The sequence below is a fragment of the Pleionea litopenaei genome, assembly GCF_031198435.1.
GTDB lineage: Bacteria > Pseudomonadota > Gammaproteobacteria > Enterobacterales > Kangiellaceae > Pleionea > Pleionea litopenaei.
This window is the reverse complement of the sequence record NZ_CP133548.1, coordinates 2,341,719-2,354,810: the sequence shown is the minus strand read 5'-3', so window position 1 is coordinate 2,354,810 and position 13,092 is coordinate 2,341,719. Positions and strand designations below refer to the sequence as shown.

The following is a 13,092-nucleotide window of genomic DNA, read 5'->3' as shown; positions in this document are numbered from 1 at the left end:
ATGAGTGACCAACAGCAAGAGTTTCATTGGCGCAGAATCGTTTTGAAAGTGGGCAGTGCTTTAATTGCGCCCGACAATAACGGTTGCAGTTCGCGTTACCTACTCGGTATTGCTGAATTTATTATCAAATGCCGCATGCGCGGAGTTCAAGTGGTACTCGTGTCTTCAGGCAGTGTTGCCGCTGGAGCGCATGCCTTTGATAACAGTAAAGAGCGGTCGATAGCGGTAAAAAAAGCCATGGCTGCAAAAGGGCAAATGGACATGATGGCATCTTGGGATCGCCTGTTCGATTTTCCGATTGCTCAATTGCTTCTAACTCAAGGTGATTTGCAAATTCACGAGCGTTACCACAGTATTCGAGAAACCGCTTTTGAACTACTCAATAATGATGTGCTTCCAGTGGTGAATGAGAACGATGCCGTGACCAGTGATGAGCAGAAAGTGGGTGATAACGATAATCTGTCAGCGATGATTGCAGCAGCCGTAGACGCCGACTGTCTGATAATTTGTTCCGATGTTAACGGATTGTATACCGATAACCCGAACACCAACCCTCATGCTGAGTTAGTTAAACGCGTTGAGAAGATTGATCAGCGTATTTTCGATATGGCTGGCGGTCCAGATAGCGCGGTTGGGACTGGAGGCATGAGAACCAAACTTGAAGCTGCAGAAAAGGCGACGTCGAACGGCATTCTCACCTACATCGTGAATGGCTTGAATACGGCGAGTTTTAACCAGCTATTCGAGGGAAAGAATCCAGGGACTGAGTTTGTTCCCTTTAAGCAACCGCTAGACGATAGAATACATTGGATTACGCATACCTCGAAAGCTAAAGGAGAAGTCATCGTTAAAAACGATGTCGAAGATAAATCCGATGGAAGCCAGCTTAACTTTGACCACACTGACATCGTCAATGTGGTCGGAGAGTTCGCCACTGGCGATACGATTTTGGTGCGAACCGAGAAAGGTAAAAAGTTGGCTAAGGCGGCCAGTCAACACAGCAGTTGCATGTTAAATCTGATTGTTCGTGATGACATAGACGAGTCGGCGATAGAAAACGATGATAACGAAAATACCATTATCGAAGAGAATTCATTAGCAATATTGGAGAACAAATGACCGATATAAAAGCATTAGCACGAGATGCTGCGGAAGCAGCGAAAGTTTTATCCATGCTAACGACAGAGCAGAAAAATCAAGCGCTTGAAAAAATGGCTGATGCTCTTTTAAACAGCCAAGAGCAGATATTAGCGGTTAATCGAGATGAAGTGGCTCGAGCCGAAAAAACAGGCTTAGAAGCCTCATTTATTGATCGATTGACCTTAACCGAGCAACGTATTCAAGAAATGGTCGATGGCATTCGACAGATTGCTCAATTGCCCGATCCTGTTGGCTCTAGTCGTACGTTAGATAACCCTCCTAGCGGTATTGAAGTAAAGAAAGTACGAGTTCCGCTCGGAGTGATTTGTATGATCTATGAGGCGCGACCCAATGTTACTGCTGATGCTTCAGCGTTATGTTTTAAGTCCGGTAATGCGATTATTTTACGCGGCGGAAAAGAAGCCTTAGATACAAGTTTAGTCATTGCTAAGGTGTTGCAAGAAGAGTTAGCTAGCCTAGATCTGCCTAGCGCGGCGGTCACGGTAATACCTGACCCAGACCGTGAACTTATGATGGAGCTGATTCATCAAGACGATTTAATCGATTTGGTTATTCCTCGTGGTGGAGAAGGATTAATTCGTTTTGTAACTGATAACAGCAAGATTCCAGTCATTCAACATTTTAAAGGTGTCTGTCATCTTTATGTTGATAAAGATGCTGATCTAAACATGGCTGAACAATTACTCATTAATGGGAAAACGCAGCGCACGGGTGTGTGCAATGCATTAGAGTGCGTGTTGGTACATAAAGATGTGGCAGAGGAATTTTTACCCAAAGTCGCCCAAATGGCGGCTGATAAGCAGGTAAAAATTAATGCATGTAAAAATGCGGTTAAGTATTTCGATGGGGCTACCGAGTTACGAGATGATGAGTTTGGTGAAGAGTACCTCAGTCTAGAGTTGGCGGTGAGAGTGGTCGATGATTTTGATGCTGCGATTGCTCACATTGATCAGTTTGGCAGCCAACATACTGAAGTCATTTGCACCGCAAATGAACAAACGGCAGAACACTTTCAGAAACGTGTTGATGCTTCTGTGGTTATGGCCAATGCATCATCACGCTTTTCTGATGGAGGACAACTTGGATTAGGTGCTGAAATTGGTATCGCTACGACTAAGTTGCATGCGTATGGCCCGATGGGGTTAGAGTCGTTAACGACCGAAAAATTTGTAGTAAAGGGACAGGGACAAGTTCGTCAGTAACTGTTCTGAACTAGACTTGAAGGCCGCTAACAAAGCGGCCTTTTTTATATTGTCTTTTTTTTGTTCAGTCTATGTCGAAGCAACAACAGGTCTGAGCAATGCAAAAATGTCAGTTAATACTTTGAGCAATCGCGAAGGGTTGCTATTATCGATTTCGATTCGAACCGCGAGTATACGGAGCAGCCGCGGAAATAATAAATAGATTGCAAGTAATAACAATAAAAATATTAAAAATCGTAATCTAAATAAACATGATGCAGGGTCGCAGAATGACACGAGAACAAAAAAAACAACAACGACACGATGCAATAGTCACTCACGGGTTACAACTCATACGTACACACGGTTTTGATGAAGTGTCGGTAAAACAAATAACCGATGCCGCGGGTCTCGCGAAAGGAACTTTCTTTAATTATTTTGCCAGTAAAGGTGATTTGATCGCACATTGGTACGATGCGATCGTAGAGAAAGCCATCGCAGAAAATGCTAAGCAACCCCTCTCGTCAGATCTAGACACCATTTTAGACATAGGCTTGTATTGCATTAATGCCACTCTCGCCGAACCGGAACTCTGGAATGCCAAACGACAACTCGTCGCAACCAATGTGGCGTTACAGACAGCAGAAAGCAGAATGGATGAAAAGCTCAGAGAGTTTTTTTCTGAACTTTTTAAAGATCGAGTATGCGCCTTATCAGCAAGAGAGATAGCCGATCTAGTCGTTTGTGTGCTCACAGGTACCGTGCAAGAGTGTGCGACTTATGGCGCGTCGAATGACATCGAAAAGCTGGTTCAAGATCGATTGAAAAATTTGTTAACACTTATCCCTCCAAAGTCACTTGCATGAGCGTCAAATAAAGCAAATAATGACCATGGTCATTATTTGCTTTGGAGAGTATTAGTGAGACAGTTGATTACGCCGAATCAAACATCAGTGTTAAGTCGCTTGCTAGTATATGTTCGACAATCAGGGTTGCTGGGTAAGATAAATCTGTTTTGGACAACCACATTGATTTTGATTCTAAGTGGCTGTCAGCACACTCCGGCGGCAACGCTGGATTTACCTGAGGCACAAAGTCTCTGGAAGTCAGATAAGAGTTCCCAACCAAACCTATCCAGTCAAGCCGAAACACTGGCGTCCGCTCGCGGCATTTGGTTTTCACAAGAAAATGGTTGGATTATTGAAATCCAAGAGCAGGCGATTTTGCGTTACCAAATCACTCCGGAAGTCTGTTACCTTTCGCCTAATACTGGTCCAACGTTCATGTCATCTCTGGAGTATCGCTATGTGCGAGTTCTCTCTGACGATCGTATAAAACTCGAATATCTGCCAGGTGATGGCCAGGCGTATTTCGAGCGATTAGCAGCGCTGCCAGAGCGATGTTTGCACCGTGTCGATCGCAGTAGTCATGGTGTTTGGAAAGCCTTTGCTAGCTTTTTCGAGCATCACTATGCATTCTTTAAAGAGCGAGGGGTCGACTGGCAAGACTTACGAGATTCATTGACGAAAGAACTTGAGTCCACGAGAGGTGAATCTCTCAATGAAAAAGATGCAGCTGAATTTGACGCGGTATTCGATTCGATGAAGAAAGTCATCGCTCAGTTAAACGACTCTCACACCAAGCTTTTCGCGACGATTGAAGGCAAGACTGAAAAAGTGCAATACGGCCAAGGCGATACTTTATCGATGATACGTAGTCGTCTAGGCGAAGCTCAATGGCTTGGAGGATTGATTGAGCAAACTCTCAATGAAACGCTTCAGTCAGGTGCAAAACATCTAGGTCAACAGCGAATAATTTATGGCAAGGTTAATCTAGAGCATTTGCTGGGTGAAAAATCGAACGAGAGTATCGGTTATATCCAAATTTTTACTATGGGTGGCTTTACCGATACTGCTGAACCTGGCAGCGAAAGTTGGGCTAAAGCTGAAGTTGACTACTTGAATATCACCTTGCAAAAGGCCATTGCATCATTTAAGGATGCATCGGCGGTGATTATTGATTTATCCAATAATCGAGGGGGATATGATGTCATTGCTCGGCAAATTGCAGCGCATTTCACCGATAGTGAATTTGCTGCCTATCGAGTCGCTTATCGTTCACCTAGTCGCATTGAACGTGTATACCGTGTCGAGCCATTCAAAGATGAAAAAAATACTCAGCACCGTTTTACAGGACCCTTGTATTTGTTAACGAGTGATGTGACGGTGTCAGGTGGAGAGTTGGCTACGTTAACCTTAAAAAATTTGCCTCAAGTTACTCATTTCGGAAGTACTACGCGAGGTTCCTTTTCGACGCCTTTAGCAAAACCTCTACCTAATGATTGGTACTTAGAGCTTTCAAATGAGTTGTTTTTATCAATGAACTCTGAGCTTTTTGAAGGCCGCGGAATTCCAGCGGATGTTCCTTTCGAAGTATTTAATGCCGAAGATCCAATCCTTTCTCATCGATTGGCTATTCAGAAGATCGTGCAGTGGCATAGAGCAAAGACCCATTCTTCAGATGAACGATAAAGATATAGCAGCTCATCGCCCACTTTAAAATCAGTCATTTAACCCCATAATGGTTGAATGACTGAAAAATTTAACCACACAAGTCACATGAGTGCGTCGAAACATCGGCGTACAATGGGTAGACTTCAATCAGACCAATCATTGCGACGCAAAGGCTACCGAGCCTTGGGTTACTTCGTAATAGCACTGTGGGTGATTCATGCAACACAAGCATTATTTCATTACCACCTAAATTGGTTAGGAGTTTATCCGCAAGCATTCAGTGGTCTTTTTGGAATTGTGACCTCGCCTTTGATTCACGGCGATTGGGGACATCTAGGCAATAATACGGTTTCGTTAATCGTACTTGGCGCTTTAACAATCTATGGCTTTTCTCGTGCATTGTGGCCCAGTGTTTTGGTTATCTGGTTAGTCTCTGGGGCTGGTGTTTGGTTCTTTGGACGTGAAAGTTATCATATCGGCGCCAGTGGACTAACCCATGGTCTTTTTTACTTTCTCTTTGCTGCGGCTATTATTCGCCGCGATAAAACATCCATTGCAATTATGCTGGTGGCGGTGCTCATGTATGGCTCTATGGTATTAGGCGTATTGCCTTGGGATCCAAAAATCTCTTTTGAAGGGCATCTATTTGGTGCTATTGGTGGCGTGTTGAGTGCTTTTTTATTTCAACAGCGACAACCAAAGCCGCACGTTAAGCAGTATGACTGGGAAGTAGAAGACGATTTAGATGATGAGGAGCCCTATTGGATTCCTCCTCATCATCAAACACCCGTATCAGACAAGCTGTCAGACTCTACGAGGGAATAGATGTTTTTATCTGTATTTGTTCGTTGGCAACGAGCTGCCCAAGATTTTCTTTGATTTGGCTGATGATAGTTGAGTTAACTTGGGTTTTTTCTGTCGGCTGAAAACACGCCCAGCCATTTCGCCCATTTTGCTTTACAAAATAAAGCGCATGATCGGCTAACTCAACCGTCTGCTCCCAAGTTAAAGCGTGCGCTTCTTGTTCAAAGAATGGATAAGCTGAAAAGCCGATAGAGCAAGTGACTTTTATCGATGTTTTCTCATCGATTGCAAAAGATTGACATTCGATAGCGTGTCTTATGCGTTCCACTAGCTCGCAACTTTTGGCAGAGGGCATGGGTCTGAAAACAACCAAAAACTCTTCGCCTCCCCAACGAACGGCATAGTCACCTTCGCGAATGTTTTTACGGATTTCATCCGAGAATACTTTGATAATATTATCGCCGGCATTATGACCGTATTGATCATTTATTTGTTTAAAGTGATCAATATCAGCCAGCATGAAAATCATGGGGCCGGTTGTCTTTAAGCGCTCAAACTCGCGTTCAAAATGAGAGAGATCACTGGGTAACTGACTGTTTAGATAGCGGCGATTGCGCAGCCCTGATAACTGATCGGTATGACTTGCTTCTTTTAATGCAGAAACAGCTTCTTGGAGTTTTTGGTTGGAAACTTCTAACTGTGCCGTGTGCTGCTTAATTTTTTCTTCTAATTCAATTTTCTTTTCTTTAAGCGCTCTCAATCTTAATTTGTGCCAGAGAGAAACGAGCATTCCAGCGATAATGATGCACACGATATAAAACCATAAAGATTCATAATAGTAAGGTTTAATCGAAAACTGAAATTCCGCAGGCTCCGAATTCCATACACCCGCATTATTTGACGCTTTAACGGCAAAGGTATAATTTCCTGGAGGAAGGTTGGTGTAGTTAACGCGTCTTTGTGATTTGCTGTCTAGCATTTTCCAGCCATCTTGGTAACCAATTAATCGGTATTGAAACTGCACACTTTTCGGATCTCGGAAACTCAATGCGGTAAAATCAATTGCTATGTCACGTTGATCTTGTTGAAGTTGAACTCGATCTTGACTGATCGAGTGCCAAGTACCATCGAAGAAGAAGCGTTCAATTTTTAATTGTGGTGGAATAGGATTTAATTGTATTTGTCGAGTGTCGAGAAGTACTACACCATCACGGCTGGGATACCATAAAAGCCCTTCTTTAAAAAATCCTTTTGCGTTTCCTGCACCATTGCAACAAAACGACTTTTGGCTGCCAATAATCCCGCCACTTTCACTGAGTAGCATATAAGCAGAAAAAGAGGTGCGTCGCTTTTCTAAATATTCGATGAGTTGTTCAATCGGTACCTGATAGAGTCCTTTAAAGCCACTCACCCAAAGCACTTCGTTTTGATCTTTGACTAACGTAAAACTCTCATTGACAGGCAAACCATCGCGCTCGGTTAGTTGATGCCATAACCCATTGTGCTTAATGAATAGACCTTGGCTTAAAGTTGCAATGATAATATCGCCATTGTATAGCTCAAGAATCGCGGTGACGTCTAACGTGTCATTTAGTCCATTCTCTAAACCTATCGGTGAAAGCCTTTCATTAGAGACTTCAAACAAACCTTTTTGTGTGCCAACCCAAATTCGTCCATCCCTAAGCTGTGTAACTGGTCGAACTAAGATATTTTGCTGTGAGTTGGTTGGGATTTTGGTAACTTCTTGCTCGCTATATTGGTATAAACCATCAGAAGTACCCACCCAAAGTTGCTTTTGTTGATCTCTAAAAATGGAGTTGATTTGAAGACTCGAAAAGATTTCATTGTGAGCAGGGGTATTGATCTCACCATTAACCAATCGTGTGAGCCCTTTGCGCGTTCCGATCCAGAGCTGATTGTTTTCGGGTAAAAGCGTATAGACGGTTGGGTGAGGAAGTTGGTTAGGCGTTGCCCAGGTACTGAATTTGCCGTCTTGTAGTAAGGCTAGGCCTCGATTGGTACCTACCCAAACAGCGTCACCACTGAGAGAGGGGGCGACACTCCAGACTAAAGGATCTTGTAAACCAGCATCCGCTGAAAATCGCAATGTTCTGCCACTCCACACGCGAGCGATACCATCGGTGTAGCTCCCTAGCCACAAATTGCCTTCATGATCTTCGAAAATCGCTTGGACTTGTTTGAAGTCTTGGTTTTGTTTTTCGGTAGTGAAGTCAGTCACCTGCATTCCATGAATTCGATAGAATCCACTGATGGTACCAACCCATAGATTGCCTTCGGAGTCAGCACCTAAAGCATCGACCGGATAATGAAACAGTTTTGACTGGGTTTTAAACTCTACAATCTTCTGAGTTTTTGGATCCAAGATTAATAAACCTTTGTTGGTCCCTAACCAGATTTTGTCTTGGTAATAAATCGATTCATTGATAGTTGCTTGCTGATAATAGTCAGGTAACTCTATTTCGTTGAGCGATGAGCCTTCGTAAAGCCATAATTTACCGACCGTCCCCACATAAACCTTATTTTCGAAAGTCAAAATGTCATGGTTCGGTTGATCAGTCGATTGAACTAAGTGGAGCTTATGCTCTTTGACGACATAGATGCCTTCGTTTGCGGCAACCCAAATTTCACCTGATTGACCTTCGCTTAGAGCATTAATGTTTATTTGAGCACTTTTTTCAGCATTGGCAATATCGACTGCAAAGAAGGTTTCGCCCGACTTGCGAGTTAACCCCTTGTAGGTTGCAATCCATAGTTGACCTTGCCGGTCGAGTAAAAGATCTTGGATGAAGTTGCCACGAATGGCGGGGGTATTGTCGGCACTGTAGGTCCTAAATTGCACGCCGTCGAAGCGTGCCAGCCCAGCTTGCGTGGCGACCCATAGGTAATGATCACGATCTTGAAGAATCGCGCTGACGGTAATTTGTGGTAAACCTTGCTCAATTGACCAAGTATCAATGACATATTGATCAAAGCGCTTTGTCGGGTCTAGAGCGGCCGTTGCCTGACATAGAAGCAAGATAAGGAGTGTTAAAAAGCCGATCAGAAATTGTTTAGGCATTGCGTCCGAAATTTATTTTGTTTTATTTAAGTTTAGGCAAGATCTAATGGAACACCAAACTTACCAAGCAATTGTATAGAATAGAATTCAAGATTTTTGTTGCGCTTAGTTGAAATACGCGGTTTCATGAAGTTAAGCAAGAGATTTTAATTATCTAGATAAAATTCAATACGTTAGGGTTATCCATGTCGGAAATCAGTTTGATCATTTTACTTACCATCGGATCCGGCGGTTGTATGCTGATTGGTGGGCTGCTCGCGTCGGTAGAGAGTATTCGTCCGCGCTGGTTGGAGCAAGAGCTTCGACACTTTTTGATTGCTCTGGGTGGCGGCGTGTTGTTAGGGGCTGTCGCATTGGTATTGGTTCCTGAGGGCAAACATCAGTTTGCTTACCCTGGCTGGTCGGTTGCCTTAGTATTATTGGGCGGACTAACCTTTTTTGCTATGGAGTGGCGATTAGGATTAAAGCGACGTCAATCGCCTCAGTTGATGGGAATGGTATTGGATTATTTTCCTGAGGCCATTGCATTGGGTGGGATGGTCGTTGTTGACCCGCAGTCGGCTTGGTTACTTGCCGTACTCATTGGGCTGCAAAACTTACCTGAAGGCTTTAATGCGTTTCGAGAGTTGTGTGAACAAAACGGACAAAGTGTGCGGCGAACGCTTTTGACCATGACGGCTTTAACTGCTTTAGGTCCCGTCGCAGGCCTTTCGGGCTATTTCTTTTTATCGGCAGAACCTGCAATATTAGGCGCGATTATGTTGTTTTCTGCTGGAGGTATTTTGTATTTGATCTTTCAAGATATCGCGCCGCAAGCTCGCCTAGAGAGGCATTGGGGACCTCCCCTTGGTGCGGTAGTGGGGTTCTGCTTTGTATTGCTTGGAGAAGTGTTGACTAAAACCCATTAGCGGATCGGTCAGTTAAAACTCTTGTCGGTCAGTTAAAGTTCTTGTCTACCAGTTAAAATTCTGGACTGAAAACCGAACTTAATCAAGGTTAAACCATTCAATCGAGCCTAGCGTCTAAAGAGATGAGCAAGTGATGTCTTGTTTCATATCGAGAATCAATAAAGGTGAGCAGTGAGGGAAAAACATTGAGCCATAATCTATCGGAAGATACTTCTTTACCCATATCGTGTCCTAGTTGTGGCTATCCGATAAGTTTACGCTATTGCAGTCGTTGTGGTGAAGAGCGATTACGGCCTGAGCTTCGTTCAGTTTTCTATTTGTTAAAACAGTTTTTAGAAGACATTACATCGGTTGACGGAAAAATAGGTTCGACGTTGCAATTAATGCTATTGAAGCCCGGGCAATTTGAATTAAATTTCTATCAGGGACGTCGAGTAGATTTTTTACGTCCGATTACTTTTTTCCTGCTGATTAACGTGTTGTTCGTATTTTTGTCTCCAATAACCGACTTTTATGTGACATTTGTCGATCAACTTACCTTGCAACCCTACAGTGGTTGGATCAAAGAGTGGACTCTGAATAAGATAGCAGCGATGGGAGCAACGCCCAATGAATTTAAAGTTCACTATGATCAGTTGGTTAAAGTACTCGCTCGTTCACTGATTATTCTTCAGGTGCCCATTTTCGCTGTTTTTAGTTATTTTATTTGTTATCGAAAGAGCTATTATTTTGCCGACCACCTAATTTTTTCATTAAACCTCCATGCGTGGCTTCTTATTTGGATTGTCGCTGCTCAAGTGCCTGAGTGGGTAATTCTTACATTCGCTGATTTGTTCGGTTTTCGAGAGAGTGTTGCAGGGATCTATTTTTTACTGTTACCGATTGGTTTAATCGCCTATATGGCGGCTGCACTTCGACGCTTTTGGCGGTTTAATTGGTGGAGCGTAGCGATTCGTGTGGTTGCATTAATGTTCGCTTTTCAAGTTGCCCATTCAATATTTAGACTGACTCAGTTCTTTCTCACATTTTATATGGTACAAATGCCAGAAATGAATATTTAAGTCATGACGAATTAAAATTTATGTTAGTCAATTATTTATATTAGTGATTAACAGTCTCGGTGATTTTATCCTGAACTTGGGTCGATATTCGTCCTAGTAGTTTGATCTTAGGTGTGTTAAAAAGCCGCTATAAATGAACAAGAAGTAACAATGAGATCTTGGCTGTGAGTGAAAGAGATATCCCTGAAAAAACGAAGCTTGAAAAGAAAAAGCTTGATGAAATACATTTACCGCGACCAACATGGATGACCGTGATCGCTGTGTTTATGCTTATTTTCGGAGCATTAGGGTTTTTCTCTGGGGTTAGCAATTTGATCATGCCAGAACTCTATGATATTCAGCATGAAGCGCTAGAAGACCTTGAGCAAAGAAGAATTGATAGTGAGAAAGAGAGGGCGGAACAGCGAAACCCCGTTTCTGATGAATCGTTAGAGCAAGAGTCTGAAATCACGACAGAAGGCTCAAAAGACGCGGAAAAAGATCTTGAGAACTTTCCGATCATTAAAGAGTTTATTCATGGTCTGTCTAACGATATCGTTCCACCCCAATGGTATATTGATAGCCTCCCCTTAATTGGTTCGATAACTATGACCGTCTCATTGTTTTATATCTTATCGGGTGTATTGCTTTTGAGACTGAGTGTTTGGCGAATAAAAGCCTTTCTACTAGCGACAATATCATCCATTGCGAGCAACTCAATATTAATTGTGGTGCTTGCAGGCAGCGGAAACTTTTTATTAAAGATGCAAATTCCCGGGGCGCTCACTAGCATTTTCATTGATATCATTCTGGTTGTAGTGACGCTAACTTTTAATCGAAAGTTTATGCGTCAGGTCGTTGAGCACAATGAAATGATGAAAGCCGAAGCCGAGAGGGTTGGAACTGAGTAGTTATTGAAGTTCTTCGGGGAACCACTCAAAACATACATAACTATTGGCGGCGATGGTTTCAATGTCTGGCTCGACCACAATAAACCCATCAGCGGCTACCATACTGCTGAGAATTCCTGAACCTTGTGCTCCCGTTGGCTCGACCCATGCTTGGCCTTGTTGATCAAAGGCTATTTTTGCTCGAATAAATTCTTTGCGTCCCGTTTGTCGGGTTATTGGAAATTTAAGTTTGGCAAGTAATGAGGTTGAAGGTTTGGCTGTTAGTCCTTGCAGCTTATGCAGTATTGGCAGAGTGAGTTGCGCGAAAGTAACCAACGATGAAACAGGGTTTCCGGGCAGGCCGACATAGCTCGCTGAACCGATCGTTCCGAACGCAAACGGTTTCCCTGGTTTCACTGCGATTCTCCATAAGCTGAGTGTCCCTATGTCGTCGACCACTTGTTTCAGCAGATCAGCTTCACCAACAGAGACGCCTCCAGAACTGATGATTAAATCAGCATCTTCGCAGGCCTTCTCTAACGCTCGGCGAGTGTCGTGGATGGTATCTCTGGCAATGCCTAAGTCAATTACCTCACAGTGACTGCGGCTAAGTGCCGCAATGAGCATGTGACGATTGCTGTCGTAAAGTTGTCCAGGCTTGAGCGGTTCTCCGGGTTCAACTAACTCATCACCACTGGATAACACAGCGACCTTAATCCGATCGTAAACATCGACCCTATCTATTCCACAAGCGCTGAGTAAGCCTATATCGGCAGCGGTAATTTTGTGCCCTTGTTCAAAGATTGGAGTGCCAGCGCGAACATCTTCACCTTTTTTACGAACAAACTGGCCTTTAGAGACATTGTGCTTCATTCGAACATAGGCGTTTTCTAATACCGATTTTTCTTTCATCTCAATAGTATCTGCGCCTTTCGGTAACACAGCGCCAGTGGTGATTCTCACGCACTCTCCAAGTAATATCTCAGTTGAATAAGGGTGACCGGCTAACGCCTCTCCAACCAGTTCAAGAGGACGATCGTTTAACAGACTTTGATGAGCAAAGGCGAATCCGTCCATCGCTGAATTATCATTCGCAGGCACATCCATTGGCGCCATTATAGGTCCGGCCAAAATTCGGCTGATAGCCTTTCGAGTGTTAATACTATCTATTCTATTGATGGTTTTTACCGAGTCGAGTAGCAGACGTCGAGCTTGTTCGAAAGGCATTAATCCTGGACTGTAGCAAAAGTCGGCAGCCATGTGATGAGAGTCCTTGAGGTAGTCATTGCGCAAAGCTATCGTAACAATTCAACGACTAGCGCGTCTATACAGCGATTAAGACGTATAATGTAGGCATTGAGTTAATGCATGAAGATAGCGAAAAAATCGTTAGGTGAATTGGCGTGTGGAATCTAATCACGTTACTATCGTTAAATAGCTATCGTTAAATAGCTATCGTTAAACAGTTATCATTAAACAGTTATCGTTAAGCAATGACTGGTAAGTATCGTTATCA

General features: G+C 43.3%; 10 protein-coding genes. 8 read left to right on the top strand and 2 right to left on the bottom strand.

The annotated features are described in order from the left end of the window. From proB to Q9312_RS10595, 5 genes are all read left to right on the top strand, one after another. Entirely contained in the window at positions 1-1,119 is a 1,119-nt protein-coding gene (gene proB, locus Q9312_RS10615; protein ID WP_309200819.1) for a glutamate 5-kinase, read from the top strand. Further along, the gene (locus tag Q9312_RS10610; protein WP_309200818.1) at positions 1,116-2,363 is read left to right on the top strand and encodes a glutamate-5-semialdehyde dehydrogenase; all 1,248 of its coding nucleotides are present in this window, start codon (positions 1,116-1,118) and stop codon (positions 2,361-2,363) included. The genes proB and Q9312_RS10610 overlap by 4 nt, the downstream gene beginning before the upstream one ends. Before the next feature lie 269 nt (positions 2,364-2,632). After that, positions 2,633-3,208, top strand: a complete 576-nt coding sequence (locus Q9312_RS10605) for a TetR/AcrR family transcriptional regulator (RefSeq protein WP_309200817.1) — start codon at positions 2,633-2,635, stop codon at positions 3,206-3,208. A gap of 54 nt (positions 3,209-3,262) precedes the next feature. Continuing rightward, entirely contained in the window at positions 3,263-4,873 is a 1,611-nt protein-coding gene (locus Q9312_RS10600; RefSeq protein ID WP_309200816.1) for a S41 family peptidase, read from the top strand. 114 nt (positions 4,874-4,987) lie between these two features. Then, positions 4,988-5,680, top strand: coding sequence for a rhomboid family intramembrane serine protease (locus tag Q9312_RS10595; RefSeq protein ID WP_309200815.1), 693 nt, complete (start codon positions 4,988-4,990; stop codon positions 5,678-5,680). Here Q9312_RS10595 and Q9312_RS10590 read toward each other — a convergent pair. Further along, the gene (locus tag Q9312_RS10590) at positions 5,667-8,738 is read right to left on the bottom strand and encodes a diguanylate cyclase (protein ID WP_309200814.1); all 3,072 of its coding nucleotides are present in this window, start codon (positions 8,736-8,738) and stop codon (positions 5,667-5,669) included. The two genes, Q9312_RS10595 and Q9312_RS10590, sit on opposite strands and share 14 nt — an antisense overlap. Before the next feature lie 185 nt (positions 8,739-8,923). Here Q9312_RS10590 and Q9312_RS10585 point away from each other — a divergent pair, with 185 nt between their 5' ends. From Q9312_RS10585 to Q9312_RS10575, 3 genes are all read left to right on the top strand, one after another. Next, positions 8,924-9,646: a ZIP family metal transporter gene (locus Q9312_RS10585; RefSeq protein ID WP_309200813.1), complete on the top strand. Its 723-nt coding sequence runs from the start codon at positions 8,924-8,926 to the stop codon at positions 9,644-9,646. A gap of 185 nt (positions 9,647-9,831) precedes the next feature. Beyond that, positions 9,832-10,707: a DUF3667 domain-containing protein gene (locus Q9312_RS10580; protein WP_309200812.1), complete on the top strand. Its 876-nt coding sequence runs from the start codon at positions 9,832-9,834 to the stop codon at positions 10,705-10,707. Between the two features lie 164 nt (positions 10,708-10,871). Further along, the gene (locus tag Q9312_RS10575; RefSeq protein ID WP_309200811.1) at positions 10,872-11,597 is read left to right on the top strand and encodes a hypothetical protein; all 726 of its coding nucleotides are present in this window, start codon (positions 10,872-10,874) and stop codon (positions 11,595-11,597) included. On the opposite strand, the gene moeA is transcribed toward Q9312_RS10575, so the two are convergent. Continuing rightward, positions 11,598-12,836: a molybdopterin molybdotransferase MoeA gene (gene moeA, locus Q9312_RS10570; protein WP_309200810.1), complete on the bottom strand. Its 1,239-nt coding sequence runs from the start codon at positions 12,834-12,836 to the stop codon at positions 11,598-11,600. Positions 12,837-13,092 lie beyond the last annotated feature (256 nt).

Bases quoted from the DNA above. Each gene is read 5' to 3' on its own strand.
- proB (WP_309200819.1), top strand. From the start codon at position 1: ATGAGTGACCAACAGCAAGAGTTTCATTGGCGCAGAATCGTTTTGAAA.
- Q9312_RS10610 (WP_309200818.1), top strand. From the start codon at position 1,116: ATGACCGATATAAAAGCATTAGCACGAGATGCTGCGGAAGCAGCGAAA.
- Q9312_RS10605 (WP_309200817.1), top strand. From the start codon at position 2,633: ATGACACGAGAACAAAAAAAACAACAACGACACGATGCAATAGTCACT.
- Q9312_RS10595 (WP_309200815.1), top strand. From the start codon at position 4,988: ATGGGTAGACTTCAATCAGACCAATCATTGCGACGCAAAGGCTACCGA.
- Q9312_RS10590 (WP_309200814.1), bottom strand. From the start codon at position 8,738: ATGCCTAAACAATTTCTGATCGGCTTTTTAACACTCCTTATCTTGCTT.
- Q9312_RS10585 (WP_309200813.1), top strand. From the start codon at position 8,924: ATGTCGGAAATCAGTTTGATCATTTTACTTACCATCGGATCCGGCGGT.
- moeA (WP_309200810.1), bottom strand. From the start codon at position 12,836: ATGGCTGCCGACTTTTGCTACAGTCCAGGATTAATGCCTTTCGAACAA.